The organism is Micromonospora sp. CPCC 205561 (assembly GCF_036906775.1).
Classification (GTDB): domain Bacteria; phylum Actinomycetota; class Actinomycetes; order Mycobacteriales; family Micromonosporaceae; genus Micromonospora.
On sequence record NZ_JBAKHV010000009.1, the window covers coordinates 34,637 to 60,535 of the forward strand.

Sequence of the window (25,899 nt, forward strand, 5' to 3'; positions counted from 1 at the left end):
CCCGCAACGGCGGGCGGTCGGATCAGCCCGCGAAGAAGTCGGGACCGGAGGCCGGGAGCTGCGGGGCCGCGCCGATGGCGGCGGCGCGGCCGGCGAACTCACGCAGGCCGGCCACCTGGCGCTCGCCGAGGGAGAAGTCCAGCGCCCGGAAGTACGTCGCCAGGGTCGCCGCGTCGAACGTCTCCCAGCGCGCGGCGGCCTCGGCCACCTGGTCCAGCTCGGCCAGGCAGAGGTCCCGGGAGCGCAGGAACGCCTCGTGCACCTCTTTGACCAGGCCCGGGTGGGCGGCGGCGAACTCGCGGCGTACCGCCCAGACGGCGAAGACCATCGGCAGCCCGGTCCACTCCCGCCACGCCTGCCCGAGGTCGGTGACCTCCAGGCCACGCTTCGGCGCCTCGTGGAGGGCGCGCAGCGCCACGTCGCCGATCAGCACCCCGGCGTCCGCCTCCAGCAGCATCTGCGTCAGGTCTGGCGGGCAGCGGAAGTACTCCGGGTTCACCCCGTACCGCTCGCCGAGCAGCAACTGGGCCAGCAGCACCCCGGTCCGCGAGGTCGAGCCCAGCGCCACCTTGCCGTGGTCGAGTTCGGCCAGCGGACGGGTGGAGACGATGTTGACCGACAGCACCGGGCCGTCGCTGCCCACCGCCAGGTCGGGCAGGAGCAGCAGCTCGTCGGCGTGCCGCAGGTACTCGACGTGGGAGATCGGACCGATGTCCAGGTCGCCCGCGACAAGCGCGGCGCTCAGCCGGTCCGGGGAGTCCTTGTGCAGGTCGACGTCGATCAGGGCGCCGGAGCGCATCAGCCCCCAGTAGATCGGCAGGCAGTTCAGGAACTGGATGTGCCCGACCCGTGGGCGTGCGACGTGCTCAACCATGCCCCGACCGTATCCCCGCCGCCGCCCCGGGGCTCAGCGAGCCGGGGCCGGAGTGGCCAACCCCGCATGCGCCACCGCCGTCGCGGCGGCGGGGCGGAAAATTCGGTGGAGCGCGGCACGGCCCGCGCGTAGGCTGTCAGGTCGCTGACGGCCAGGGTGAGGTGAGCACCGCATCGGACGTCCCGCGCCGGGGGCCGGCCATCCGCCCGCCGGACACGCGAGCGATCGGTAGAGACCCCGACGGGATTCAGCGTGAGCGCACTCGACCTAGACCTCGACGCCGACCTTGCCGCCGAACGCGCGCACCTCGCCTCCTCCCGGGCGGCCCTGGCCCGGATGCGGGCACGCGCCGAGGCCCTCTTCTCCACCGGCGACCAGGTGGCCGGCGACGCGTACGCGGCCGAGACGCTGGGGCGCACCCTGGCCCGCCGGGTCGCCGAACTCGCCGACGACCCGAGCACCCCGCTCTTCTTCGGCCGTCTCGACTTCGGCCCGGGGCCCGGCGAGGCGTCCGCCGCCACCGGTTCCGACGAATCGGGCGACGGGCCCGGGGGGTGGCACGGGGAGCACGCCGGGCGGCGCTACCACGTCGGCCGTCGGCACGTCACCGACGACCGGGGCGAGCCGCTGGTGCTGGACTGGCGGGCCCCGGTCTCCCGGTCGTTCTACCGGGCCAGCGCCCGCGACCCGCAGGGCGTGGCGGTGCGGCGCCGCTTCGGGTTCAGTGGCGGGGCGCTGACCAGCTTCGAGGACGAGCGCCTCGACCGGGGCGAGGAACTCGGCACGACCAGCCGGATCCTGACCGCCGAGATCGAACGCCCGCGCGTCGGGCCGATGCGCGACATCGTCGCCACCATCCAGCCGGAGCAGGACGAACTGGTCCGGGCCGACCTGGGCGACTCGATCTGCGTGCAGGGCGCGCCGGGCACCGGCAAGACGGCGGTCGGCCTGCACCGGGCCGCCTACCTGCTCTACCTGCACCGGGAACGGCTGCGCCGCTCGGGTGTGCTGATCGTGGGGCCGAACCGGGCCTTCCTGTCGTACATCGCGGCGGTGCTGCCGGCGCTCGGCGAGGTGGAGGTCGAGCAGGCCACGGTGGAGGACCTGGTCGGCCGGGTGCCCGTGCGGGCCGTCGACGACCCGGCCGTCGCGGCGGTCAAGCACGACGCCCGGATGGCGGAGGTGCTGCGCCGGGCGGTCGACGCGCACCTCGGTGAGCCGACCGAGCCGATCATGGTTTCGGACGGCTCGTTCCGGTGGCGGATCGGACTGGACCCGCTGCACCGGATACTGGAGGAGACCCGCCGGGAGCGGCTTCCGCACGCCACCGGGCGGGAGCGCGTCCGAGCCCGGGTGGTCGCGCTGCTGCAACGGCAGGCGGAGGCGCGGCGCGCCGAGTCGCCGAGCGACGCCTGGCTGCGCCGGATGGGCAGGGCCACGCCGGTCACCGCCTTTCTCGACGCGGTCTGGCCGGCGCTCACCCCGGAGGGGCTGCTGCACCGGCTGCTCACCGACGCCGACCTGCTGGCCACCGCCGCCGACGGGCTGCTGACCCCCGCCGAGCAGGCGCTGCTGCGCGGGGTCGCCGCCCCCGACCCGGCACCCGCCCCGGCGGCGGCGACCGATCCGGCGACGGCCGGCGCGGCGGCTCCGCGCCCGGCGCGCCGCCCGGCCGGGGCCGGGACGAAGCTCGGGCGGACGCCGAAGGCGACGAAGTGGACGGCGGCCGACGCGGTGCTGATCGACGAGGCGGCCGGGCTCATCGAGCGGCCGGGCGGCTTCGGGCATGTGGTCGTCGACGAGGCGCAGGACCTCTCCCCGATGCAGTGCCGGGTGATCGCCCGGCGCAGCGAGCACGGATCGGTCACCCTCCTCGGCGACCTGGCCCAGGGCACCGCCCCGTGGGCCACCGCGGACTGGCGGGAGTCCCTGCGCCACCTCGGCAAGCCGGACGCGGTCGTGGTCCCGCTGACGGTCGGATTCCGGGTGCCCGCCGCCGTGGTCGCCTTCGCCAACCGGCTGCTGCCGGCGCTCGCCGTCGACGTGCCCCCGGCCGAGTCGCTGCGCCGCGACGGCGCGCTCGACCTGCGTACGGTCGACGACCTGACCGCCGCGACGGTGGCGGAGGTGCACGCGGCGCTGGGGTTCGACGGCTCGGTGGCGGTGATCGCCGCCGACGACGCGGTCGGCGGCCTGCGGGCGGCGCTGGCGGCGGCCGGCGTGGCGACCGCGACCGTCGACGAGCCGGCCGCTGCGGCGCGCGTCACGGTGGTGCCCGCGACCCTGGTCAAGGGCCTGGAGTACGACCACGTCATCGTCGTCGAGCCGGCGGCGATCGTGGCGGCCGAGCCGCGTGGCCTGAACCGGCTCTACGTGGTGCTCACCCGGGCGGTCTCCCGCCTCGCCGTGCTGCACGCCGCGCCGCTGCCCGCCCCGCTCGGGTGACCGGCGGCTTGCCCCCGGAGGGTAGACAGGTATCCGTGGTTTCCCTGACGAGCGTCCCGTGATCCTCGCCCGCGCCGAGGCGGTCAGTCGCCGGTACGGCGATGTGCTCGCCCTCGACCAGATCGACCTGGAGGTGCGGGCCGGCGAACTGGTCGGCCTGCTCGGCCCGAACGGGGCCGGCAAGAGCACCCTGCTGAACCTGCTCGTCGGGCTGCGCCGGCCCACCGCCGGCCGGGTCGAACTGTTCGGCGGCGACCCGCGCGACCCGGCGAGCCGGCGGCGGATCGGGGTCACCCCGCAGGAGACGGGCCTGCCCGGCACGCTGCGGGTCGGCGAGGTGGTGGACTTCGTCGCCGCCCACCACCCCGACCCGGTCCCCCGGGGCGAGCTGCTCGACCGCTTCGGCCTGGACGGGCTGGCCCGGCGGCAGACCGGCGGCCTCTCCGGCGGGCAGCGCCGCCGACTCGCGGTGGCGCTCGCCTTCGTCGGCCGGCCCCGGCTGGTGCTGCTCGACGAGCCGACCACCGGCCTGGACGTGGCGGCGCGGCACACGCTGTGGGAGGCGATCCGGGCGTTCCACGACGACGGCGGCACCGTGCTGCTGAGCAGCCACTACCTGGAGGAGGTCGAGGCGCTGGCCCGGCGGGTGGTGGTCATCGGGCACGGCCGGGTGCTGGCCGACGACTCGGTCGCCGCGGTCCGGGGGATCGTCGGCGTCCGCCGGGTCAGCCTGGTCGCCGACGAGCTGCCCGCGCTGCCCGGCGTGGTCCGCAGCGAGCGGGTCGACGGCCGTACCCACCTGCTCACCACCGACGCCGACGAGCTGGTGCGGGCCCTGGTCACCGCCGGGGTGGCGTTCGCCGACCTGGAGGTGCGCCCCACCTCGCTGGAGGAGGCGTTCCTCGCCATCACCGCGACCGACGCGGCGCCGGGCGCCGGAACCGCCCGTCCGACGACCGCCCCGGCCGGCCCGCCGGCCACCGTCTGAGGGGACGGATCTCCCATGCGCCTCGCCCTGGTCCATGCCCGCTACCAACTCCTGGAGACGGTCCGCATCCCGATCGCCGTCGTCGGCAGCGCCTTCTTCCCGGCCGTCGCGATGCTCTTCTTCGTGGTGCCGTTCGCCGGCAAGGATCCGGTCGCCGCGACCTACGCCACCGCCGCGATGGTCACCTTCTCGGTGCTGAGCGCTAACGTCTTCCAGTACGGGGTCGGGGTCGCCGAGGACCGCGACCAGCCCTGGAACCCGTACACCCGGACCCTGCCGGCCGGCCCCGCGCCACGCTTCGCCGGCCGGGTGTTGGCGGGGCTGGCACTCACCTACCTCTCCCTGGTCCCGGTGGTGGTGATCGGGGCGACGCTCACCGAGGCGCGGACCAGCGCACCGGCGTTCCTGCTGGCCCTGGCGACCGTCACGGTGATCTCGGTGCCGTTCACGTTGCTGGGTCTGGCCATCGGCTACTCGATGCCGAGCAGGGCGGCGATCGTGGTGGCGCAGGTCGTCTTCTTCCCGCTCGCCTTCGGGGGCGGCCTGCTCTCCGCACCTGACCAGGCGCCCGGCTTCGTCGAGGCCGTCGCGCCGTTCCTGCCGACCCGGGGCGCGGTGGAGCTGATGTGGGCGGCGGTCGGCGACTACCCGGTCAACCCGCTGTCGATGGTCATGCTCGGGGTCTGGGTCGTGCTGCTGGCGGCGCTGGCCGGGTGGGCGTACCGGCGCGACGAGGGTCGACGGTTCAGCTGACGTTTCGCCCGATCGGCCCCGGGGCCCGCCGGGTCGGTGCCACGATCTCGGCAGGGCGTGCCGGCGTGGCCGCCCCCAGCCGAGAGGGGCCGACGTGAGCATCGTCCCGCCGGGTACGCCCTGCTGGGTCGACCTCGCCACCCCCGGTCTCGCCGAGGCGCGGCGGTTCTATCCGGAGCTGTTCGGCTGGACGGGACGCATCGACCCGGAGCCCGCGGCGGGCGGCTACACGGTCTTCCTGCTCGCCGGGCGGACGGTGGCGGGCGCGGGGCCGCCGGCCATTCCCGACCAGGTGCCGATCTGGTCGACGTATCTGGCGACCGATGACGCGGACCTGGTGACCGGCCGCGTGGAGCGGGCCGGCGGGCAGGTGGTCGTACCGCCGTTCGAGGTCTTCGACCAGGGACGGATGGCGGTCTTCGCCGACCCCGCCGGGGCCGCCTTCAGCGTCTGGCAGCCGATGGCGATGCCCGGGGCCGAGGTCTTCGACACCCCGGGGGCGCTGACCTGGACCGAGCTGGTCACCCCGGATCCGGAGGGCGCGAAGGTCTTCTACGAGCTGGTCTTCGGCTGGCACCCGGACGACCAGCGGGCGGGCTCCGGCACGTACACCGGCTGGCGGCTCGGCGACCGGATCGTGGCCGGCATGGTGCCGCCGCTGGGCGACGGCTTCCCCGCGGACACGCCCGCGTACTGGTCCGTGTACTTCGCGGTGGCCGACGCCGACGCCGCCGCCGCCCGCGCCGCCGAGCTGGGCGGCACCATCCTGGTCCCGCCGCAGGACGCCCCGGCGGGCCGCTACGCCGCCCTCCGCGACCCCCACGGCGCCCTCTTCAACATCCTCACCCGCCCCTAACCACCGCCCCTCCCCCTCCCCCTCCCCCCCCTTCCGTGCCCGCGATCTTGCAGTTCGCGCCCCCCGGCCGCCCGTTCCGTCCCGGTTCTTCCGGGCGGAAACTGCAAGATCGCGGGCACGGGAGAGGGCAGGGGGAGGGGAGGGAGGGAGGGGGAGGGGGCGGGGAGCGAGGGCGGGGTCAGCGGCGGGGGCGGATGGGGACCACGAGGGGGCCGTGGTCGCCGTCCACGACGCGGACGGTGGCGCGGTACCAGGTGGCGAGGAGCTGCTCGGTGAGCACCTCGCGCGGGGTGCCGGCGGCGACCACCCGGCCGTCGGCGAGCAGCACCATGCGGTCGGCGTACTCGCCGGCGATGGAGAGGTCGTGCATCGTGGCGAGCACGGTCAGGCCGTGCTCGCGGCGCAGCCGGTCGACCAGCTCCAGCACGTCCTGCTGGTGGCCGATGTCCAGGGCGCTGGTCGGCTCGTCGAGCAGCAGCAGCGTCGCGCCCTGGGCCAGCGCCCGGGCCAGGAAGACCCGCTGCCGCTCGCCGCCGGAGAGGGTGGCCATCTCCCGGTCGTGGAACCCGGCCAGGTCCAGCCCGTCGAGCACCTCGTACGCGGCGGCCAGGTCGGCGGCCGACTCCCGGCCGAGGGGCGGGATGTAGGGGGTGCGTCCGAGCAGCACGTAGTCGAGCACCGTCATGCCGGCCGGCACGACCGGGGACTGGGCCACGGTGGCGACCACCCGGGCCCGGTCGCGGCGGCGCAGCGCCTCGCTCGGCGTACCGAAGAGGGAGACGGCGTCCGGCGCGGGCAGCAGGCCGCCGACGGCGCGCAGCAGGGTCGACTTCCCGGCGCCGTTGGGGCCGATCACGGTGACCCATTCGCCCGCGGCGACAGTCAGGTCGACGCCGGCCAGGATCGGCGTCCCGCCGAGGCGCACGTGCAGGTCGCGCACCTCGACGGCGGGCGGAGCCGTCCGGCCGTCCGCCGCCGCCCGTCCCACGCCCGCACCCGGCGCCCGCCCCGTGCCGTCGGCCGGTGCCCGTCCCGGGCTCATCCGAGCACCCGGCGGGAGGTACGCAGGACCAGCACGAAGAACGGGCCGCCGAGCAGCGCGGTCACCACCCCGATCGGGATCTCGGACGGGGCGGCGACGGTGCGGGCGACCACGTCGGTGAGGGCCAGGAAGGCACCGCCGAAGAGCAGCGACAGCGGCAGGATCACCCGGTAGCTCGACCCGGCCAGCAGCCGGACGGCGTGCGGCACGATGATGCCGACGAAGCCGATCAGCCCGGAGGCGGAGACGGCGGCGGCGGTACCGAGCGAGGCGGCGGCGATCAGCAGGTAGCGGGACCGCTGCGGGTGCAGCCCGAGGCTCGTGGCCTCGTCGTCGCCCACGGAGAGCACGTCGAGCTCCCGCCGGTGCAGCAGCACCACCAGGGCGGTGAGGAAAAAGTAGGGCAGCACCAGCCGCACGTCGTGCCAGCCGGCGGTGGCGAGCCGCCCGAGCAGCCAGGAGTAGACCTGCTGGATGCTGTCCGAGTTGCGTTGCAGCAGGTAGGTCTGGCCGGCCGAGAGGAACGCGGAGACGGCCACCCCGGCCAGGATCAGCGTGGCTGTCGAGCGGCCGCGCCCGCCGGAGACACCGAGCAGGTACGTCATCGCCACCGCGCCGAGCGAGCCCACGAACGCGGCCAGCGGGATGGTGAACGGCAGCCCGGTCAGCGCGCCGCCCGCCCCGGCGCCCAGGGTGATCACCGCCGTGACCGCGAGCCCGGCCCCGGCCGCCACCCCGAGCAGGTACGGGTCGGCGAGCGGGTTGCGGAACACCCCCTGGTAGCAGCCCCCGGCCAGGGCGAGCAGGCCGCCGACCAGCAGGCCCAGGACCACCCGGGGCAGCCGCAGCTCGGTGACGATGGCGATCTCGCGCTCGGTCAGCCCGCTGTCCAGGCGTACCCCGGGGATGAGGTTGAGCAGCTCGGCCGCGACGCTGCCCGGCGGCAGGCTGACCGGCCCGAGCGACACCCCGGCGACCAGGGCGACGAGCACGGCGGCGACGCCGGCGACGAGCCAACGGGGCCGTAGCCCGGCGGGCCGGGACGCGGGGAGCGTGCCGGCCCGCCGGGTGGGTCGTGCCGTCCCGGGGGCCTCGGTCATCGACGGGTGGCGCTCACGCGGGCACCTTGGCGACCGCGTCGACGACGGCCCGGAGCAGGTCCACGACGCGGGGTCCCCAGCGCGAGGCGACGTCGTCGTCGAGCGCGACGACCTGGTTGTTCCTGACCGCCGTGACGCCCGCCCAGCCGGCCCGCGCCTTGACGGTCTCCGCGCTCTGCTTGCAGCACTTGGTGTCGGCGAGGAAGACGAAGTCCGGGTCGGCCTTGACGATCACCTCCTGGGAGAGCTGCGGATAGCCGCCGCTCTTGCCGTCGGCGTCGGCCGGGTCGGCGATGTTCTCCAGGCCGGCCATGGCGTAGATCGAGCCGATGAAGGTCTTGCTGGTGGCCGTGTAGAGCTCCGGGCCCAGCTCGTGGTAGTAGGTCAGCTTCTCGGCGCGCTTCGGCAGGTCGGCGACCAGCTTGGTGATGTCGTCCTTCATCCGCCTGGTCACGTCGGCGGCCTCGCCGGGGTGGCCGGTGAGGGCACCCAGCTCCGTGATCTGCCGGTAGGAGTCGTCGAGCGTCGTCGCCGCCGGGGTCTGGTAAACCGGGATCTTGAGCGTGGTGAGCTGCTCGACGATCTTGTTGCGGTCGTCGGAGAGCACCACCAGGTCGGGGCTCTTGCCGGCGATCGCCTCGGCGTTCGGGGTGAAGCCCGAGAGGTCGCTCTTCGGCACGTCGGCCGGGAAGTTCGACTGGTCGTCGACGGCGGTGACCTGCTTGCCGGCGCCGATCGCGAAGAGCATCTCGGTGGCCGACGCGGAGAGCGACACGATCTTCTCGGGGCGCTTCTCCAGGGTCAGCTTGCCCACCGTGACCGGGTAGGCGGCGCCCGCCGAGCTGGCGCCGGCGGCGGGGGTCTCGTCGGAGGTCTTCTCGGCGCACGCGCCGAGGGCGAGCGCGGCCACCGCGAGGGTCGCCGCGAAGAGCCGGGGGGTACGTCTGAGCATGGGTCCTCCTGTCGGTCGAGGAGCGTGGTGCTTCGCCGACAGGGAGCGGGGCGCCCGTCCGCGAGGCGCCCTTCCTCGAGAGCGCGTGTCGCGACCACGGACGCAGGCGGCCTGGCTCGCCCCCACCGCCTCCGGCGCTCGGCCGGGCGTGGTGGGGGCATCACAGTTGCGGGACAGCGCCGGTTTCCCACCGGCTTCGCTGCGCGTGGTCGTAAGAACGGTAGCGCACGCCCCGGACGTGCCTCGTCGATCCAGGGCGTATCGACGCTCGTTGATCGTCAACGGCGGCGATATGCCCTGGATCGACGTGTGCGGGAGGTGGTGGGGCCCCGCCGGGGGCGGGACGGGGCCCCACCGGGTCAGGAACTGGTGATGGTGACGTTGTCCACAGCCGCCTCGACCAGGCTCGCGCCCGAGGCGTCCGCCGCCTCGACCAGGATCCGCACCGACTGGCCGGCGTACGGGGTGAGGTTGGCGTTGGAGACCGCCCACGCGCCGTTGCGGTTGCTGGCCGCCCCGGACTGGGTGAACAGTGCCGTGGTGCCGCCGTTGTGCACCACGCTCACCCGCAGGTAGTCGGCCGACGAGGCGTTCGAGCCGTGGGCCAGGTACCAGGCGAGGCTGAGGGTCAGCGTGCCGCTCGACGGCAGGGTCACCGCCGGCGACCGGGCGCTGGTCACGCCGCCGTCGACGTCGTAGTCACCGGCCGCCGTGCCGGCCAGCCGGCCGGTGACCAGGTCGTTGGCGCCGGCGTACGGGGCGAGCTGCTTCGCGCCGCTGGAGTTGGTCGCCTGGGCGGCGCCCCGCTCCCACGTCCCGGAGGTCGCCGTGTCGGTGCCGGACGGGTTGGTCGTCCAGCCGGTGGCCGTCTCGAAGGTGTCCGACCAGACCGTGGTGCCGCCGCCACCGCCGCAGTACTGGGCCTGCTTGCCGATCGCCCGGTACGGACAGTCGGCGTACTCGCTGAGCAGCAGGACCGCCTCCCGGTTGCGCGAGGTCTGGGCGGGGATAACCTCGTCGGGCGGGTAGAAGCCGCCGCCGCCGGCCGAGCCGGGGTACATCTCGAAGGTGTACGCCCAGATGCCGTGCTGGCCCCACATCCAGTCGATGCTGTCGCCGTCGGTGATGTAGAGGTCGCTGGACTGCTGCGGGGTGTAGCCGTTGGTGTTCGCCATCTGCTGGCCGAGGGTGGCGAAGGTGTTGTACTGGTCCGTCGTCATCCCCGGCGCGGTGTTGTTGTACGTGTAGCCGAACGGCCAGAGCACCAGCTCCGAGTACGTGTGGAAGTCGATGTTCGCCTTGATCTGCTGCGTGCCGCCGACCACCCGGCTGTTGACGAAGTTCCGCAGCGCCTGGGTCTCCGGCGCGGAGAAGGCCGACGGGCCCCGGTAGGTGTCCGACGAGGTCGTCCCGGACGAGCCGCCGCAGCAGCCCCACTGGTAGGACCAGTTGCGGTTCAGGTCGGTGCCGACGGCCGTCGAGCCGCTGTTCGGCTGCCGGTTCTTGCGCCAGGAACGGTAGGAACCGGTGGCGATGTCGTACTCGCTGCCGTCCGGGTTGACCGTGGGCACGATCCAGATCTCCCGGGTGTTCACGATGTTGGTGACCCGGGAGTCGCCGCCGTAGCTGTCGGTGAAGAGGTTGAGCAGGTAGATCGCCATCTCGACGGTCAGGTGCTCGCGGGCGTGCTGCTGGGAGTTGAACAGGATCTCCGGCTCGTTCTCGTCGGTGCCGACGTTGTCGGAGATCTTCACCGCCATCAGGTCGCGACCCTCGTACGAGGACCCGATGCTGATCTTCCGGGCGATCGAGGGGTGGTCGGCGACCACCTTGTTCACCACGGCGGTCAGCTCGGCGTAGTCGTGGTAGTTGGAGTCGGCCGGCGGGAAGGCGGCGGTGCCGACGTCCCCCTCGGCATGGTTGTGCCCGTCACCCGAGGGCGCGGGCACCGCCTCCAGCCGGAACCCGAGCCGGGTGATCGCCGCCGCCTCGGTCGGGGTGGCCGAGACGTTCAGCACGCCGTGCTCGACGAAGTCGATGGCGGCGCCGGTGCCGGCGACGGCGGTGCGGTCGGCGACCGTACGCGGGCCGAGCACCCGGTAGGACGCCGCCGCGGTGTCGGCGTGCTCCGGGGCCGGCCGGGCGGTGGCCGGCGCGGCGGCGACCGTGAGCAGGCCGAACGCGGCTGCTACGGCGACCGCCAGGCGGCGACGGAGGGCGGTGTTGCGGAAGGCCATGGACAACCTCCTCGGGGGGCGGGAGAGATCCCGCTCGGTGGAGGACACTCCACCACCCACCGCATGGTCATATCAATATGCGTCGCTGCTTACTTGCATGTCATCCTGATCGTCACATCGGCAAGTATTTTCCAACTGCCGGGCTCTGGCGAAAGTTCCTTCCGGGCGGGACACTGACCCGCAACGATCGTCCGTCCCTGCGGAGGACCCATGGCCAGAACACGCCTGCGCACGGCCGCCCTCGCGGCCGCCACGGCGCTCACCCTTCTCGGCACCGCGGCACCCGCCGTCGCCGCCGCACCCGTCGCGGCCCCGTCGACCAAACGACCGGTGGCCCACGACGAACAGATCACCTTCCAGGACTGGTCCCGCTACCCCGACTGGCGGCGCGGGACCCACGCCGGCACGCGGGCCGTCCCCGGCCTGCGCCCGGGTGTGACGCTGGCCCGGCCGCTCGGCACCACCGACTACACCGACCCGCACACCGGCGTGACCAGGAGCTGGGAGTACGGGACCTGGACGTCCCCGGTCACCCAGATCGGGTTCGACGCCACCGAGCTGATCGCCTCGTGGAACGCGAACACCCCCGCGGGCACCTGGATCCAGGTGGAGATGCAGGGCACGTACAACACCGGCGACCAGACCAAGTGGTACGTGATGGGTCGGTGGGCCTCCGGCGACGCCGACATCAAGCGGACCAGCGTCAACCGGCAGGGCGACCCCTGGTCGACCATCTGGACCGACACCTTCAGCATCGACGACGCCTCGGCCGGGGTGCTGCTGCGGGCGTACCAGCTGCGGCTCACCCTCTACAAGGCCCCCGGCCAGAGCGCCGCGCCGGTCGTGCACACCGTCGGCGCGATGAGTTCCAACGTGCCCGACCGGTTCACCGTCGAGCCGAGCGCCGGCGGCATCGCCTGGGGCAGGGAACTCGCCGTCCCCCGCTACTCGCAGAACATCCACGCCGGGCACTACCCCGAGTACGACGGCGGCGGCCAGGCCTGGTGCTCCCCCACCTCCACCACGATGGTGATCGAGTACTGGGGCCGCAAGGCGTCCGAGGAGGACACCGCCTGGGTCGATCCGACCTACCCCGACCCGACGGTCAACCACGCCGCCCGGATGGTCTACGACTACCAGTACGACGGCGCCGGCAACTGGCCGTTCAACACCGCGTACGCGGCCAGCTTCCCCGGCCTGGAGGCCCGCGTCACCCGGCTGCACTCGCTGGACGAGGTGGAGCGCTTCATCGCCGCCGGGATCCCGGTGGTCACCAGCCAGTCCTTCCTCGCCAGCGAGCTGGACGGGGCCGGCTACGGCACCTCGGGGCACCTCTTCGTCGTGGTCGGCTTCACCGCCGAGGGCGACGTGATCGTCAACGACCCGGCCTCGTCGAGCAACGAGGCGGTGCGCAACGTCTACCCGCGGGAGCAGTTCGAGCAGATCTGGCTGCGGACCAAGCGGACCAACGCCAGCGGCGGGGTGTCCGGCGGCTCCGGCGGCGTCGTCTACCTGATCAAGCCCACGTCGAAGCCGTGGCCGAAGGTCGCCGGCTCCACCAACTGGTGACCTGACACCGACCCGACCGTTCGAGGGGTCCGCGTCGCCCGGCTCAGCCCGGCGACCGGGCCCCTCGACGGCTTCCCGGCCGGGGCCGCACCGTCACTTCGGGGGCTCGGGCGTCTCCTGGCCCTGGTCGTCGCCCGCGAGGGCCGCGCGGAGGCGCTCCTTCTCGGCGCGCCGGCGCTCGGCGGCGGTGGCCATCTCCTCGGCCATCTCGTCCCGCCAGCGCTTGAGCAGGAAGAACGACAGGGCCGCCGAGAAGGCCAGCGCCACCATCAGCTTGATGAAGATGTTCAGATCGACCAGCCAGAGGGCCGCCAGCACGGCGACGAACAGCCCGATCCGGCCCAGCGTGTACTTGACCGCCGCGCTCACGTTCCGCACTCCGTTCTCCGCCGCCGGACTCCCGGCGGCAGCTTCAGCCCGTCCGACGGGCCAGCCAGTGGACGCCGTGGAACCAGACCACCGCGAAGCCGAGGGTGAAGGCCGCGGCCGCCAGCCCACCGGAGAGCAGCGGCGGGAGCCCAGCGGCGAGCCCGGCCACCACCAGCCCGGCGACCATCCCCACCGCGGCGGCCGCCAGCGCCGCCACCACCCGGGCCGCGCCGAACTCCCAGGCACGGAAGTCGTCCCAGAAGAGCCAGGCCGGCAGGATGATCGCCAGCCAGCCGTTGGCCCCGCCGAACTCGCCGTCGCCGATCAGCACGAACCCCGCGTCGAACACCGCCACCGCCAGCAGGCCGATGACCACGCCTGCCAGGCTCACCCCGAGCAGGTCGCCCAGGGTGAGGATGCGCCCCTCGGCGTCACGCCGGGGAAACCCACTCCGCTGCTCGGTCATGGCCTACGAGGGTACGTGGCGGCTCAGGCCCAGACCTGCTGCGGCTCGGCGCGCCGCTCGGCCAGGGACGGGGCGGCGTCGTACTCGCGGACCACCTCGTAGCGGGTGTTCCGCTCGACGGGGCGGAAGCCGGCGTCCCAGATCAGGTGCAGCAGGTCGTCCCGGTGCATCGTGTTCGGGGTGCCGTACGAGTCGGCGTCGTGGGTGATCTTGTATTCGACGACCGAGCCGTCCAGGTCGTCGACGCCGAAGTTGAGCGAGAGCTGGGCGACCGACAGCCCGTGCATCACCCAGAAGCACTTCACGTGCGGGACGTTGTCGAAGAGCAGCCGGGAGACGGCGAAGGTCTTCAGCGACTCGGCCGGCGAGGCCATCGTCGTGCGGGCCTGGATCCGGTTACGGATCTTGCCGTCCGCCGAGTCGACGAAGTCGTGCTGGTAGCGCAGCGGGATGAAGACCGCGAAGCCGCCGGTCTCGTCCTGGAGCTCGCGCAGCCGTAGCACGTGGTCGACCCGGTGCCGGGGCTCCTCGATGTGGCCGTAGAGCATGGTCGCCGGGGTCTTCATGCCCTTGCTGTGCGCCAGGGCGTGGATCCGCGACCAGTCCTCCCAGTGGCAGGCGTGGTCGACGATGTGCTGGCGGACCTCCCAGTCGAAGATCTCCGCGCCGCCGCCGGTCAGCGACTCCAGGCCGGCGTCCATCAGCTCGTCGAGGATCTCGTCGGCGCTCAGCCCGCTGATCTTCTCGAACCACTGCACCTCGGTGGCGGTGAAGCACTTGAGCTTGACGTTCGGCAGCGCGGCCTTCAGCTCGCGCAGCACCTTCGGGTAGTAGCGCCAGGGCAGGGTCGGGTGCAGGCCGTTGACGATGTGCAGCTCGGTGAGCTGCTCGTCCTCCATCTCCTTGGCCTTGCGGACCGCCTCGTCGATGCGCATCGTGTAGGCGTCCTTCTCGCCCGGCTTACGCTGGAACGAGCAGTACGCGCACGAGGCCGAGCAGACGTTGGTCAGGTTGAGGTGCCGGTTGACGTTGAACATCACCCGGTCGCCGTTGAGCTCCGTACGCCGGTGGTGCGCCAGCCTCCCCAACCACGCGAGGTCGTCGCTGTCGTAGAGGGCGATGCCGTCCTCACGGGTCAGCCGCTCGCCGGCGTGCACCTTCGCTTCGAGCTCACGCTTGAGTCCGGCGTCCATCGAAAGCCACGTCCCTTCCACCTGCGGTAGGAATCGAGCCTACGTCGGCCCGTCGACGCCGCCGCAGCATGGTCCGCCCGCCGTGCGCGTACTCACCGAATTCTCAGCCTCCCGTTACCCCCGGCACATCGACATCGCTGCGTGGGTGCGGTAAGACAGGGTGGGACGTTCGCCACACGCTGGTAGCGTCCGCACGGCCGCGCCCACCGGTGCGGCGGCACACGCCGGACGGGGAGCGGAATGGTCGACAGCGGGCGCGGGCGACGGCAGCGACGACGGAGTCCGGTGATCTCGCCGGTGCTGCGCCCGGCGCTCTGGTCCGCCCTGCTCGGAGCGGTCGCCGCCGCGGTCCTCGCCAATCCCGTCCAGGCGGATCCCGCGCTGCCCACGAGCGTCCCCGACACCGGTCTCCGCCCGAGCGTCATCGGCCAGCTCCAACTCCCCGGCGGCGCGCCGCTTCCCGGGCTGCCGGGTGCCGGTACCGGGGTGCCCGGGCTGCCGGCGGGCAACGTCGCCAACGGCCCGCTCGCCACCCAGATCTACGCGGCCGAGGCCCAGGTCGGGCAGCTCCGCGACCAACTGCTGCTGCTTCAGCAGAGGCGCACCGAGGCCGAGTCCCAGCGCGCGACCGCCGAGCGCGACCTCGGCCTCGCCCGGGACGCGCTGGCCCGCGCGCAGGAGGGCGCAGACGCCGCCGCCGCGGGCGCGTTCAAGGCCGCCGCCGCCCTCCCGCCCGGCCAGTTCGCCAGCGACCTGCACGAGTTGAGCCGGCTGTCCCGGCTCATCCGGGGCGAGAAGGCCGAGGGCGGCACCACCGCCGCCGAGGGCGGGTTGTCCCGGGCCCGCACCGCCGAACAGGTGGCCGGCCAGGCGCTGCTCTCGGCCGAGTCCCGGCTCACCGGAGTCAGGGCGGAGTACGCCGCCGGCGAGAAGGCCCTTCGCGTCGCCGAGGGGAAGCTGGCCAAGCTGCGCCGGGACAACGCCGCGCAGCTCGTCGAGATCGAGCGCCAGCAGGAGGCCCTCGACCAGCGGCTCGGCGCCGGCTACACCGGCAACGAGACCGCCAACGGCCTGGCGGCCCACCCCACCGCGCTGAAGGCCCTGGCGTACGCCCGGGCGCAGCTCGGCGATCCGTACCTGTGGGCCGCCGAGGGGCCGAACCGGTTCGACTGCTCCGGCCTGATCTACGCCGCCTACCGGTCGGCGGGCTACTACGGGCTGCCCCGGGTCTCCCGGGACCAGTACTACGCCACCCGCTCGCGCACCGTGTCCCGCACCGCGCTGCTCCCCGGCGACCTGCTCTTCTTCGCCTCCGGCACCAGCTGGACGACGATCCACCACATGGGCATGTACGTCGGCGGCGGCAAGATGATCCACGCGCCGACCACCGGTGACGTCGTGAAGATCTCCACCGTGCGCTGGTCCCGGCTCTACGCCGCCACCCGGGTGGTCAACGCGGTGCCCGCGCCGAACGCCACTCCCTCACCGTCACCCACGAAGACCAAGCCGCCGGCCTCGCCGAAGCCGACGGGCAGCGCGAGCCCCTCCTCGCCGCCGCCGTCGGCGACCCCGTCGACGACGCCGTCGCCGTCGCCGACCGGCTCCGCCTCGCCCACGCCCTCCCCCAGCACGTCGACCTCGCCGTCGCCGTCGCCGACCCCGTCCGGGCCGACCCCGTCGGCGCCGGCGGCGAGCCGCTCCGCCTCGTCGTCGCCGAGCGCCACCTCCGGCGGTGTGGCGCCGACCACGCCGGCGGGCAGCACGTCCCCCGACGGCAGTCCCTCGTCGAGCGCCGGCAGCTGAACCGGGCACCCGCCGGTTCGGCCCGCCGCGTCGAGCCGGCACCGTCCGGAACGCACTCCGGCTGTGCCGCCGGGCCGGAATGTGGCACGGTGACAGACAGGCACGCCCGGTCCGACGTCGCGGACCCGGGCGCGAGCGTGCGCGGAGGGCGAGCATGGCCGAGCAAGAGGTTCCGGCACAGCCGGTCGACCACGGGCCCACGCCCGACCTGAACCGCGCCGAGGCGCCGCGTCCCCCGACCGTCCCCGGCGACGGATCACCGTCGGGCGCCGGCTCCGCCGGTTCGTCCGGGCCGTCGCCCGACGACGTACGCCGGCAGCCCGCCGCCGCGCCGGCCCGAGGCCGGGTGACCGTGGCCACCGTCGCCGCCCCCGGCGAGGGCGAGGCGCCGCCGGTCGCCCCGAGCGGCGGCACCACCTACCGGGCGACCGGATCGGCCACCCCGTCCTCCGGGCAGGTCCCCGGGCAGCGCGGCGCTGGGGCGCGCGCCAGTGCCGCCGTGCCCGGGATGATGCGGGTCTCGGCCGACGAGGCCGGGGCGATCCGCTCCCGCACGGGCGAGGCCCGGATCTACCGGGCGGCACCGGTCAACCCGGAGCCCCCGGAGCCCGCCCGGCCACCGGAGCCGGTGCAGCCGCCGACCCCGCCGGTCCCTGAGCCCGAGCCCGCCCCGGCGCCGCCGGTCCCGCAGCCCGAGCCCGCTCCCGCGCCGCCCCTCCCGGGGCCGAACCCGCCGGTCCCCGGCCCGAACCCACCCGCTCCGGTGCCCCCCGGGCCCAGGCCGCCGGGGCCGGTGCCGCCCACTCCGGGACCGCCCGCGCCGCCTCCCGGCCCGCTGGTGCCCGCCCCGCCGCCCCCGCCCGGCCCGCCGCCGGCACCGCCGTTCCCGCCGCCGCCCCTCACGGGTTCCGCGCCGGCCCCGGCTCCCGCCCCGATCACGCCGTCGTTCTCCGTGCCCCCGGCGTCCGCCCGGCCGGCGTCCACGCCGGCCAGCGCAGCACCGGCCAGCGCGCCGCCCTTCGCCACGCCACCGGCCAGTGCGCCGCTCTTCGCCCCACCGTCCTTCTCCGCGCCCCCGGCGTCCGCCCGGCCGGCCTCCGCGCCGCCGGCGGACGCGGCGGCGGGGGTGCCCGCGCCCGCGGTGCCGGGTTGGCCACCGCCGACCAGCCCGGGGGACCGCCGGCCGGGCGGCGCCGAGCCGTCCACCGCGCCCCGGCAGGCGCACCGGCTCGCCGGTCGCGTCCACGGCGGGACTTCCGCCGGCACCCCTTCCGCCCAGGCCAAGGGCGCCCCGAAGGGCCGCTACGACGGAGGGCCCGACCTGGGCACGATCTACGGTGCCGGCACCGAGGGGCCGGGCTTCAGCACGGTCGCCTTCCCGGCCAACGCCGTGGAGAACTCCGGCTCGCTGACCGGGCACATCCTCGCCCAGGGCTGGACGGAGACGCCCACCGAGCAACGCTCCAGCACCGCCAAGGTGGTGATCGTGCTGGCCGCCTCGCTCGGCCTGCTGGTGGCGATCGGCGTGCTGGTCGTCCTGCTGGCCAACGACACGGTGGGCGGGCTGGTGGGCGGCGTCCTGTCGAAGTGAGTCACGGGCGGCGGGGAGGGTGAGCCCGCCCACTACCCCTTCGCGGTCCGGTGGCGGGTCCGCCCGGCCGCCGTACACTGGTACAGATCACTGACCCGGCGCGCGTGGTGCGCGCCCTTGGGCGATCTTGCGGGCGATTCGGCGGCGTTCAGCTGCGGCAGGCCATCGCGAAGATGCGCCCCGCTCGAAAGGCATTTCTTGACCACCTTCGCTGAACCCGGCACGTTTCCGCCCGCCCTCGACAGCGCCGACGCGCAGACCACCGCCGCGCCGGACGTGACCCGGCAGGACCCGACTCCGGCGCCCGCCGAGGCCGTCGACTTCGCCGCGCTGGGACTGCCCCAGCCGCTGGTGCGCACGCTCGCCCGCCAGGGCATCACCACTCCGTTCGAGATCCAGCGCGCCACCATGCCGGACGCGCTCGCCGGCCGGGACGTCCTCGGCCGGGGCCAGACCGGCTCCGGCAAGACCCTGGCCTTCGGCCTGCCCGTGCTGGCCCTGCTGGCCGAGCGGAACCGGGCCCGGCCGCTGCACCCCCGGGCTCTGGTGCTGGTGCCGACCCGGGAACTCGCCATGCAGGTCAACGACGCGCTGGTGCCGCTCGGCAAGGCGGTCGGGGTGTTCCTGAAGACCGCCGTCGGCGGCGTGCCGTACGACCGGCAGGTCGACGCCCTGCGGCGCGGGGTGGAGATCATCGTGGCCACCCCGGGCCGGCTGGGCGACCTGATCGCCCGGGGCGTCTGCCGCCTCGACGACGTCGAGATCACGGTCCTCGACGAGGCCGACCAGATGGCCGACATGGGCTTCCTGCCCGAGGTCACCGAGCTGCTGGCGAAGACGCCCGCCGGCAGCCAGCGGCTGCTCTTCTCGGCCACCCTGGACGGTGACGTCGACGCGCTGGTCAAGCGGTTCATGTCCGACCCGGTGACGCACTCCACCGCGCCGTCCACCGCCTCGGTCTCCACCATGGACCACCACATGCTGCTGATCCCGCCGCACGACAAGTTCCCCGTGGCGGCTTCCATCGCCGCGCGCGACGGGCGGACGATGGTCTTCGCCCGGACCCAGCTCGGCGTCGACCGGCTGGTCGAGCAGCTCGCCGCCGTCGGCGTGCGGGCCGGTGGGCTGCACGGCGGCAAGACCCAGCGGATGCGTACCCGCACGCTGGCCGAGTTCCGCGAGGGCCGGATGAACGTCCTGGTCGCCACGGACGTGGCCGCCCGGGGCATCCACGTGGACGGCGTCTCGCTGGTGCTGCACGTCGACCCGCCGAAGGACCCGAAGGACTACCTGCACCGCGCGGGGCGTACCGCACGGGCCGGCGAGTCGGGTGCGGTGGCCACGCTGGTGCTGCCCAAGCAGCGGCGGACCACGCTCGCGATGCTGGAGAAGGCCGGCGTGGCTCCGGCCGAGACCCGGGTGCGGGCCGGCGACCCGGCGCTCGCCGAGCTGATCGGAGCCCGCGAGCCGAGCGGCGTTCCGGTCCGCGTCGAGCTTGAGGAGCCGCGCCGGCACGGCGACCGGCCGGGCGGCCCGCGCCGCTTCGGCGACCGCCCGCAGGGCGAGCGGCGCTACGGCGACCGTCCCGCCGGGGGGCGCGGTCACGGCGACCGGCCCGCGGAGGGCCGTGGCTACGGCGACCGGGGCTTCGCGGACCGTGGCGACCGGAGCTACGGCGACCGCCCGCAGGGCGAACGGCGCCAGGGCGACCGGCCCGTCGAAGGACGCGGCTACGGCGACCGGCCCCAGGGCGAGCGGCGCTACGGCGACCGGCCGACCGAGGGACGCGGCTACGCCGAGCGCGGCGAGCGGCGCTTCGGCGACCGGGGCGGCTTCCGGCCCGAGGGCCGGGGACGCGAGGACCGGCCGCGCGACGAGCGCCGTGGTTTCGGCGGGCGACCGCCGGCGCGTACCCACTGATCATCGCGTCATCCTCGAACGCCGCCGCGGAGCCCACGCCCCGCGGCGGCGTTCGCGCATCCGCTGCCGGTGTCGGCCGGGTCGCGTAACGTCCGGCTCATGCCGACCATGCCGAAGTCGCTCTTCTGGACCCGGACGGACACCGCCGGCGCGGAGCACGCGCTCCTCGACGACAGCCGGGGGCTGACCGCGCGGGGCACGATGACGGCCGTCGACCCGATCCCCTACACCTGCCGCTACCACCTCGCCACCGATCCGCAGTGGGTCGCCACCCGGGTCGAGGTGGAGACGGAGGGCAGCGGCTGGCTGCGGAGCGTACGCCTGGAACGGCTCGGCGACGGGTGGCGGGTGACCACCTCCGAGCAGGGTGACCTGGACGCGGCGCTGCGGATCACCGGCCACCCGCCCGCCGGGCTGCCCGGCACCGACGACCCCGACCGGCTGGCCGGCGCGCTGGACGTCGACCTCGGCGGCGCGGCACTCTTCAACGCCCTGCCGGTGCGCCGGCTCGGGCTGACGCGCGCGCCGGCCGACATGCCGCGCCGGATCGACGTCGCCTGGATCCTGGTGCCCGGCCTGGTGGTGGTGCCCGCCGAGCAGGTCTACACCCCGCTCGGCCCCGGCCGGGTCCGCTTCGCCAGCGACACCTTCACTGCCGAGATCGACCTCGACGGCGAGGGCTACGTGACCCGCTACCCGGGCCTGGCCGAACGCGTCGGCCCGCGCTGAGCGGCCCCGTGCGCCAGGCGCCGGTGGCTCGGGCGGGGCCGGGCCCCGGTGGCTCGGGCGGGCCGGGCCCCGGTGGTTCAGGAGGGCCAGGCGCCGGTGGCGAGGAAGCGCTCGATCGTCGCCAGGTGCGGGGCCAGGTCGAGCCCCTGCGCGGCCACCCAGTCGTCGGCGTAGTAGGTGTCGGCGTAGCGGTCGCCGGCGTCGCAGATCAGGGTGACCACCGAGCCGGTGCGCCCCTCGGCGAGCAGCTCCGCGATCAGCCCGAAGGCGCCCCACAGGTTGGTGCCGGTCGAGCCGCCCACCCGGCGCCCGAGCACGGCCGAGCCGGCGCGCATGGCGGCCAGCGAGGCGGCGTCGGGCACCTGGACCATCCGGTCCACGACGGAGGGCACGAACGACGCCTCCACGCTCGGCCGGCCGATCCCCTCGATCCGGGAGCCGCGCCCGGTGCGCACCGACCAGTCGGCCGCCTGCCAGGCGGGATAGAAGGCGGAGTTCTCCGGATCGACCACACACAGCTTGGTGGGCAGCCGCTGGAACCGGGCGTAGCGGCCGATGGTGGCGCTGGTGCCGCCGGTGCCGGCGCCCACCACGATCCACGCCGGCACCGGGTGCCGCTCCAGGGAGAGCTGCGCGTAGATCGACTCGGCGATGTTGTTGTTGCCGCGCCAGTCGGTGGCCCGCTCGGCGTACGTGAACTGGTCCATGAAGTGCCCGCCCGAGTCCTCCGCCAGCCAGCGGGCCTCCACGACCACCTTGGCCGGGTCGTCGACCAGGTGGCAGCGGGCACCCTGGAACTCGATCTGCGCGATCTTCTTTGGCGAGGTGGAGGCCGGCATCACCGCGATGAACGGCAACCCCAGCATCCGCGCGAAGTATGCCTCGGAGACCGCCGTCGACCCGGACGACGCCTCCACGACCGTGGTCTCCGGGCCGATCCAGCCGTTGCAGAGCCCGTAGAGGAAGAGCGAGCGGGCCAGCCGGTGCTTGAGCGAGCCGGTGGGGTGCACCGACTCGTCCTTGAGGTAGAGGCTGATCCCCCACTGCCGCGGCAGCGGGAACGGCAGTAGGTGGGTGTCGGCGGAGCGGTTGGCGTCGGCCTCGACGGTGGCGATCGCCTCGGTCACCCAGCGCCGGCTGGCCTCGTCGCACCGGTCCAGATGAGTCACCTTCGCAACCTAGCAAGCCGGTTCAGTCCGGATCTGCCCCGGCCCGGCGGCGCTGGCGGCGCTGACCGGCCCGGCCGGCCGCGAGGATCAGCGGGGCGAGCCGTACCGCGGCCCCGGGCAGCGCGTCGAGGAGGCGGACCTGTGCGCCGCGCCAGCGGGGGACGCTGACCACCGGGCGGGGCCGCCGGGCCAGCCGCGCCGCCCGCCGGGCCACCCGCTCGGGGCTGAGCAGCGTCCCGGTGAAGGACGCCGCCGCGCCCGGGTCGTCGAGCCGGTCGTGCAGCATCGGCGTCCAGATCCCGTCCGGGCAGAGGCACGACACGTGTACGCCCCGGTGCCCGGCCAGCCGGAGGTCGGCCAGGGTGCCGATGCTGAAGGCGATCAGGGCGTGCTTGCTGGCCGCGTAGACCGTCTCGCCGGGCGCGGCGACGAGGCCGGCCAGCGACACGACGTTGACCACGTGCCCGCGCCCCTGCGCCCGCATCACGGCCAGGGCCGCCAGGGTGCCGTTCATCGCGCCGAGGGCGTTGATCTCGACCACCCGGCGGCGCGTCGCCGCGTCGTGCTCCCACGCGGGGCCGGTGACCAGGATGCCGGCGTTGTTCACCCAGAGGCCCAGCCCGCCCCGGCCGGCCGCCTCGGCGGCGACGGCGGCGCAGGCGGCCTCGTCGCGTACGTCCAGCGGGCGGGACCAGCCGCCGAGCGGCGCGGCGGCGCGGGCCACCTCGTCGGCGTCGAGGTCGGTGAGGAGCACGGGCCAGCCGTCGGCCTGCAGCGCGGCGGCGACGGCGCGACCGAGGCCGCCCGCCGCGCCGGTCACCACCGCCGCCCCGGGGGCGGGCTTCGTCATCGGCGCACGCTATCGCCGCCCGGCGGGCGGGCGCCAGAGCCGGCGGCCCGTCGAGGGGCCGCGAGCCGGTCAGGCGGCCGGCCGCACCGGGGGCTGGGGGCGGTTCTCCCACTTCGTGGAGAGGGCCACGCCCGTCCGGGTGGAGGCGACGCCCGGGGTGCGGTTCAGCCGGACGATCAGCCGCTCCAGCTCGGCGATGGTGCCGACGCGAGCCTTGAGCAGGAACGACTCGACGCCGGCCATGAAGTAGCAGGACTCGATCTCCGGCATCTTGCGGAACGCCTCCAGCACGTCGTCGGTGTCGCCGCCGGAGTCCTGGACGATGCCGATGAGCGCGGTGACGCCGAGCCCGATCGACTCGGGCTCCACCTCCGCCCGGTAGGCCCGGATCACGCCGCCGGACTCCAGCTTGCCGACCCGCTCGTGCACGGCGGGTGCGGAGAGGCCGACCTGCCGGGCCAGCTCGGCGTAGGACAGGCGGGCGTTGCCGCGCAACAGCTCCACGAGGCTCAGGTCGATGGCGTCCACGGACTGTAGACCCTAGCGGCCCGGGCGTAACGTCGGGCACCCGGCGCACGTTGGACATGACAGGGTGTAGTTGTTCACAGACTCGCGGTCAAAGGGGCTCTGCGCAGGTAATATTTCCTAACTTCCCACTCAGTGCTTTTTTCGCGTTTGGCGGACAGGCCAGGTCGCTGGTGCTGTAATTGCCATACGTCCCTCATGACGGCTCTGGGCTCGCACCGGCCGGGGGCAGTGTGTTCAGCCGGGGGCTTCGTCGACGCGAGGAGGGGGCTGTGGACACTGGAGATCGCCTGCTGACACCGGGTGAAGTTGCCGCGTTGTTTCGGGTTGACCCGAAGACCGTGACGCGATGGGCAGCGGCGGGCCGGATAGGCAGCATCCGGACTCCAGGCGGGCATCGCCGGTTTCGGGAATCCGAGGTGCGAGCCCTGCTTGAGGGGGAGGGCATGCTGGACGAGGCGGACGACGTCGGCAAACCGCGCAACGCGGGGCCGGCCGCCTCGACCGGGCCGGGCCCGGCCAACGCCGGCATGTACTGAATGGTGCGGATCGTCACGCGGACCGGACTACAGTTCCGGTCCGCGTCTCGCTGTGCGGGCCCGGGTCACTCCCGCGCCGCGCCCAGCTCACCGGCCCAGCGACGGAACAGGTCGTGCGGTACGCCGAGGGCGTCCAGCACCTTGCCGGCCACGAAGTCGACGAGCTGCCGCGCCGAGGCCGACGCGCCGGCGCCGTAGAAGCCGGGACTGGCCGGCAGCACCACCGCCCCCGCGTCGTGCAGGGCGATCAGGTGCTCCAGGTGGCTGCGGGTCACCGGTGTCTCCCTGGGCACCACCACCACCGGCCGGCGCTCCTTCAGGTTCACCTCGGCCGCCCGTTGCAGCAGGTCCTTGGAGAGCCCGATCGCGATGCCGGCGCAGGCCGCCGTGCTGGCCGGGACGACCGCCATCCCGCGTACCCGGTAGGAGCCGCTGCTCGGGCCGGCCGCCAGGTCGCCGGCGGGCCAGTGCCGCACGTCGGCGCCCGCGAGGTCGCGGCCCAGCCAGGCGGCGAGGTCCTCGGCCCAGTGCCCGTCCCGGAACGGGCGGCCGGTCTCGTCGAGGACGGTCAGCCGGGCGGCCCGGGAGACGATCAGGTCCACCGGCTCGCCCGCGTCGAGCAGCGCCCGCACGACGGCCGCCGCGTACGGCGTGCCGGACGCCCCGGAGACTCCGACCACCCATGGTTCGCGCATGCCCTCCAGCCTGCCTGGTCGCCGCCCCGCCGCGCCCGGCACCCCCGCCGGACGGGCCGCGCGCCGCCCCGCCGCCGCCCGTCCGCGATGTACGCGTCGGCGCCGGTTGTCCCGCCCGGGGCGCTATGTCGGCGCGGAGGGCGCTTCTGCCGGCGACCTGACATGCTGCCGGTGCGATTCGCGCCGACCGCGGGACGTACGGGAGGGATCGGTGATGACCGGCGAGATCCTCTGGTCGCTGCGGTCTGAATGCCCCATCCCGCCCCGGCTCTCCCCGCACGCCGACCGGGTGCAGGAGTGGCTGGCCGGCGAGCTGTTGCCGGGCCTGGGCCTGGCGCTGGACGGGGTGGCGCTGCAGCGGCTGGCCCGCTCCGGCTTCGCCCGCTACGCCGGCCGGCTCTACCCCGGCGCCACGGAGGCCGACCTGCGGGTGCTGGCCGCCCTCTTCACGTGGTTCTTCCTGGTCGACGACGCCTGCGACGGCCGGGGGCGGCCCGACCCCGACCAGATCCGGTCGCTGCGGGCCGGGGCACTGGCGTTGCTGCACGACGGTCCCCGGCTCCGGCACGCCGGCCTGACCGGGCCGCTGCGGCGGCTGCTGGTGCGCGCCTGGCGGGAGCCACGCCGGCGGATGCCGGCGCGTTGGCGGCGGCGCTTCGCCGAGGCTGTCGCCCACCACCTCGACGGCACCTGGCGGGAGGCGGTCAACAAGGCGGCGGGGCGCGCCCCCGGCGTCGCCGAGTACGTGGAGCTGCGGCGCGCGACCTCGGCCGCGTACGTCTCGTTCCCGCTGGTGGAGTTCGTCACCGGGCGCCCGCTGCCGGGCCCGGTCCACCAGCACCCGGTGCTACGCGGGATCGCCGAGACCGGCAACGACCTGATCTCCTGGTACAACGACCTCGCCTCGCTGGAGCGGGACGAGGCCGTCTCCGGCGGGCACAACCTGGTGCTCGCCACCGCCGCCGAGCGGCGGGTGCCGGTGGAGACCGCGCTCGGCCTGACGGCCGAGCGCTGGCGGGCCTCGATGCGCCGCTTCGTGGAGTTGCGCGCGGCCGTGCCGTCGTTCGGCCCGGCGCTGGACGAGGCGGTCGCCGACCATCTCGACGGGGTGGCGAACGCCGTCCGGGCCACCGTCGACTGGACCCTGGAGAGCGCCCGCTACGCGGGCGGGCAGGGGCGCCTCGTCGACGTCTCCGGCAGCGGCCGACGCGGCTAGGGGCCGGCGGCTGCCGGA

General features: G+C 74.6%; 23 protein-coding genes and 1 riboswitch. Of the genes, 11 read left to right on the forward strand and 12 right to left on the reverse strand.

Features of this window, described 5'->3' with window-relative positions:
- Nucleotides 1-22: 22 nt before the first annotated feature.
- A complete protein-coding gene (locus tag V6V16_RS08005) occupies nucleotides 23-874 on the reverse strand; it encodes a menaquinone biosynthetic enzyme MqnA/MqnD family protein (RefSeq protein WP_334561011.1) in 852 nt (283 codons plus the stop codon).
- A 252-nt stretch (nucleotides 875-1,126) separates the two neighbouring features.
- Between V6V16_RS08005 and V6V16_RS08010 the strand changes: the two genes are divergently transcribed.
- The 4 genes from V6V16_RS08010 to V6V16_RS08025 all read left to right on the forward strand — a co-directional run bounded on the left by V6V16_RS08010 (nucleotide 1,127) and on the right by V6V16_RS08025 (nucleotide 5,916).
- Complete coding sequence (locus V6V16_RS08010; protein WP_334561013.1) at nucleotides 1,127-3,319, forward strand: HelD family protein; 2,193 nt, start codon at nucleotides 1,127-1,129, stop codon at nucleotides 3,317-3,319.
- A gap of 58 nt (nucleotides 3,320-3,377) precedes the next feature.
- Nucleotides 3,378-4,307, forward strand: a complete 930-nt coding sequence (locus V6V16_RS08015; RefSeq protein ID WP_334561015.1) for an ABC transporter ATP-binding protein — start codon at nucleotides 3,378-3,380, stop codon at nucleotides 4,305-4,307.
- 15 nt (nucleotides 4,308-4,322) lie between these two features.
- The gene (locus V6V16_RS08020; RefSeq protein WP_334561017.1) at nucleotides 4,323-5,060 is read left to right on the forward strand and encodes an ABC transporter permease; all 738 of its coding nucleotides are present in this window, start codon (nucleotides 4,323-4,325) and stop codon (nucleotides 5,058-5,060) included.
- Between the two features lie 94 nt (nucleotides 5,061-5,154).
- Nucleotides 5,155-5,916: a VOC family protein gene (locus V6V16_RS08025; RefSeq protein ID WP_334561019.1), complete on the forward strand. Its 762-nt coding sequence runs from the start codon at nucleotides 5,155-5,157 to the stop codon at nucleotides 5,914-5,916.
- A gap of 178 nt (nucleotides 5,917-6,094) precedes the next feature.
- Here V6V16_RS08025 and V6V16_RS08030 read toward each other — a convergent pair whose 3' ends face one another.
- The 4 genes from V6V16_RS08030 to V6V16_RS08045 all read right to left on the reverse strand — a co-directional run bounded on the left by V6V16_RS08030 (nucleotide 6,095) and on the right by V6V16_RS08045 (nucleotide 11,247).
- Entirely contained in the window at nucleotides 6,095-6,958 is an 864-nt protein-coding gene (locus V6V16_RS08030) for an ABC transporter ATP-binding protein (RefSeq protein ID WP_334561020.1), read from the reverse strand.
- Nucleotides 6,955-8,058, reverse strand: coding sequence for a FecCD family ABC transporter permease (locus tag V6V16_RS08035; protein ID WP_334561022.1), 1,104 nt, complete (start codon nucleotides 8,056-8,058; stop codon nucleotides 6,955-6,957). Before V6V16_RS08035 ends, V6V16_RS08030 begins: the two co-directional genes overlap by 4 nt.
- A 13-nt stretch (nucleotides 8,059-8,071) precedes the next feature.
- The gene (locus tag V6V16_RS08040) at nucleotides 8,072-9,010 is read right to left on the reverse strand and encodes an ABC transporter substrate-binding protein (protein WP_334561024.1); all 939 of its coding nucleotides are present in this window, start codon (nucleotides 9,008-9,010) and stop codon (nucleotides 8,072-8,074) included.
- A 110-nt stretch (nucleotides 9,011-9,120) separates the two neighbouring features.
- A riboswitch (cobalamin riboswitch) is annotated at nucleotides 9,121-9,205 on the reverse strand.
- A 164-nt stretch (nucleotides 9,206-9,369) separates the two neighbouring features.
- Complete coding sequence (locus tag V6V16_RS08045; RefSeq protein ID WP_334561026.1) at nucleotides 9,370-11,247, reverse strand: M14 family metallopeptidase; 1,878 nt, start codon at nucleotides 11,245-11,247, stop codon at nucleotides 9,370-9,372.
- Nucleotides 11,248-11,457: 210 nt separating this feature from the next.
- On the opposite strand from V6V16_RS08045, the gene V6V16_RS08050 reads away from it, so the two are divergent.
- A complete protein-coding gene (locus V6V16_RS08050) occupies nucleotides 11,458-12,816 on the forward strand; it encodes a C39 family peptidase (RefSeq protein ID WP_334561027.1) in 1,359 nt (452 codons plus the stop codon).
- A 93-nt stretch (nucleotides 12,817-12,909) separates the two neighbouring features.
- On the opposite strand, the gene V6V16_RS08055 is transcribed toward V6V16_RS08050, so the two are convergent.
- From V6V16_RS08055 to mqnE, 3 genes are read right to left on the reverse strand one after another with little or no spacing between them, the layout of a single operon-like run.
- Nucleotides 12,910-13,185 (reverse strand): DUF4229 domain-containing protein, encoded by a 276-nt coding sequence (locus V6V16_RS08055; RefSeq protein WP_334561028.1) that lies wholly within the window; start codon nucleotides 13,183-13,185, stop codon nucleotides 12,910-12,912.
- 43 nt (nucleotides 13,186-13,228) lie between these two features.
- Nucleotides 13,229-13,651, reverse strand: coding sequence for a hypothetical protein (locus tag V6V16_RS08060; protein ID WP_334561029.1), 423 nt, complete (start codon nucleotides 13,649-13,651; stop codon nucleotides 13,229-13,231).
- A gap of 23 nt (nucleotides 13,652-13,674) precedes the next feature.
- On the reverse strand, nucleotides 13,675-14,844 hold the full coding sequence (gene mqnE, locus V6V16_RS08065) for an aminofutalosine synthase MqnE (RefSeq protein WP_334561030.1): 1,170 nt from the start codon (nucleotides 14,842-14,844) through the stop codon (nucleotides 13,675-13,677).
- 240 nt (nucleotides 14,845-15,084) lie between these two features.
- On the opposite strand from mqnE, the gene V6V16_RS08070 reads away from it, so the two are divergent.
- From V6V16_RS08070 to V6V16_RS08085, 4 genes are all read left to right on the forward strand, one after another.
- Nucleotides 15,085-16,647 (forward strand): C40 family peptidase, encoded by a 1,563-nt coding sequence (locus V6V16_RS08070; RefSeq protein WP_334561032.1) that lies wholly within the window; start codon nucleotides 15,085-15,087, stop codon nucleotides 16,645-16,647.
- Between the two features lie 154 nt (nucleotides 16,648-16,801).
- Nucleotides 16,802-18,238, forward strand: coding sequence for a hypothetical protein (locus tag V6V16_RS08075; RefSeq protein WP_334561034.1), 1,437 nt, complete (start codon nucleotides 16,802-16,804; stop codon nucleotides 18,236-18,238).
- A 198-nt stretch (nucleotides 18,239-18,436) separates the two neighbouring features.
- Nucleotides 18,437-20,158 (forward strand): DEAD/DEAH box helicase, encoded by a 1,722-nt coding sequence (locus V6V16_RS08080; protein WP_442934047.1) that lies wholly within the window; start codon nucleotides 18,437-18,439, stop codon nucleotides 20,156-20,158.
- A gap of 108 nt (nucleotides 20,159-20,266) precedes the next feature.
- Entirely contained in the window at nucleotides 20,267-20,887 is a 621-nt protein-coding gene (locus V6V16_RS08085) for a putative glycolipid-binding domain-containing protein (protein ID WP_334561139.1), read from the forward strand.
- A gap of 77 nt (nucleotides 20,888-20,964) precedes the next feature.
- Here V6V16_RS08085 and V6V16_RS08090 read toward each other — a convergent pair whose 3' ends face one another.
- The 3 genes from V6V16_RS08090 to V6V16_RS08100 all read right to left on the reverse strand — a co-directional run bounded on the left by V6V16_RS08090 (nucleotide 20,965) and on the right by V6V16_RS08100 (nucleotide 23,434).
- A complete protein-coding gene (locus V6V16_RS08090) occupies nucleotides 20,965-22,056 on the reverse strand; it encodes a PLP-dependent cysteine synthase family protein (RefSeq protein WP_334561035.1) in 1,092 nt (363 codons plus the stop codon).
- Between the two features lie 22 nt (nucleotides 22,057-22,078).
- Nucleotides 22,079-22,906, reverse strand: coding sequence for an SDR family NAD(P)-dependent oxidoreductase (locus V6V16_RS08095; protein ID WP_334561036.1), 828 nt, complete (start codon nucleotides 22,904-22,906; stop codon nucleotides 22,079-22,081).
- Between the two features lie 69 nt (nucleotides 22,907-22,975).
- Nucleotides 22,976-23,434 (reverse strand): Lrp/AsnC family transcriptional regulator, encoded by a 459-nt coding sequence (locus V6V16_RS08100; protein WP_334561038.1) that lies wholly within the window; start codon nucleotides 23,432-23,434, stop codon nucleotides 22,976-22,978.
- A gap of 269 nt (nucleotides 23,435-23,703) precedes the next feature.
- On the opposite strand from V6V16_RS08100, the gene V6V16_RS08105 reads away from it, so the two are divergent.
- On the forward strand, nucleotides 23,704-23,970 hold the full coding sequence (locus V6V16_RS08105) for a BldC family transcriptional regulator (RefSeq protein WP_334561040.1): 267 nt from the start codon (nucleotides 23,704-23,706) through the stop codon (nucleotides 23,968-23,970).
- A 65-nt stretch (nucleotides 23,971-24,035) separates the two neighbouring features.
- Here the strand turns inward: V6V16_RS08105 and V6V16_RS08110 are convergent, their stop codons facing one another.
- On the reverse strand, nucleotides 24,036-24,665 hold the full coding sequence (locus V6V16_RS08110) for a UbiX family flavin prenyltransferase (RefSeq protein ID WP_334561042.1): 630 nt from the start codon (nucleotides 24,663-24,665) through the stop codon (nucleotides 24,036-24,038).
- Between the two features lie 214 nt (nucleotides 24,666-24,879).
- Here V6V16_RS08110 and V6V16_RS08115 point away from each other — a divergent pair, with 214 nt between their 5' ends.
- Nucleotides 24,880-25,881: a terpene synthase family protein gene (locus V6V16_RS08115; protein WP_334561044.1), complete on the forward strand. Its 1,002-nt coding sequence runs from the start codon at nucleotides 24,880-24,882 to the stop codon at nucleotides 25,879-25,881.
- Nucleotides 25,882-25,899: the final 18 nt, after the last annotated feature.

Bases quoted from the DNA above. Each gene is read 5' to 3' on its own strand.
- mqnE (WP_334561030.1), bottom strand. From the start codon at position 14,844: ATGGACGCCGGACTCAAGCGTGAGCTCGAAGCGAAGGTGCACGCCGGC.
- V6V16_RS08005 (WP_334561011.1), bottom strand. From the start codon at position 874: ATGGTTGAGCACGTCGCACGCCCACGGGTCGGGCACATCCAGTTCCTG.
- V6V16_RS08020 (WP_334561017.1), top strand. From the start codon at position 4,323: ATGCGCCTCGCCCTGGTCCATGCCCGCTACCAACTCCTGGAGACGGTC.
- V6V16_RS08045 (WP_334561026.1), bottom strand. From the start codon at position 11,247: ATGGCCTTCCGCAACACCGCCCTCCGTCGCCGCCTGGCGGTCGCCGTA.
- V6V16_RS08050 (WP_334561027.1), top strand. From the start codon at position 11,458: ATGGCCAGAACACGCCTGCGCACGGCCGCCCTCGCGGCCGCCACGGCG.
- V6V16_RS08095 (WP_334561036.1), bottom strand. From the start codon at position 22,906: ATGACGAAGCCCGCCCCCGGGGCGGCGGTGGTGACCGGCGCGGCGGGC.
- V6V16_RS08040 (WP_334561024.1), bottom strand. From the start codon at position 9,010: ATGCTCAGACGTACCCCCCGGCTCTTCGCGGCGACCCTCGCGGTGGCC.
- V6V16_RS08085 (WP_334561139.1), top strand. From the start codon at position 20,267: ATGCCGAAGTCGCTCTTCTGGACCCGGACGGACACCGCCGGCGCGGAG.
- V6V16_RS08060 (WP_334561029.1), bottom strand. From the start codon at position 13,651: ATGACCGAGCAGCGGAGTGGGTTTCCCCGGCGTGACGCCGAGGGGCGC.
- V6V16_RS08110 (WP_334561042.1), bottom strand. From the start codon at position 24,665: ATGCGCGAACCATGGGTGGTCGGAGTCTCCGGGGCGTCCGGCACGCCG.
- V6V16_RS08035 (WP_334561022.1), bottom strand. From the start codon at position 8,058: ATGACCGAGGCCCCCGGGACGGCACGACCCACCCGGCGGGCCGGCACG.
- V6V16_RS08075 (WP_334561034.1), top strand. From the start codon at position 16,802: ATGGCCGAGCAAGAGGTTCCGGCACAGCCGGTCGACCACGGGCCCACG.
- V6V16_RS08070 (WP_334561032.1), top strand. From the start codon at position 15,085: ATGGTCGACAGCGGGCGCGGGCGACGGCAGCGACGACGGAGTCCGGTG.
- V6V16_RS08115 (WP_334561044.1), top strand. From the start codon at position 24,880: ATGACCGGCGAGATCCTCTGGTCGCTGCGGTCTGAATGCCCCATCCCG.
- V6V16_RS08030 (WP_334561020.1), bottom strand. From the start codon at position 6,958: ATGAGCCCGGGACGGGCACCGGCCGACGGCACGGGGCGGGCGCCGGGT.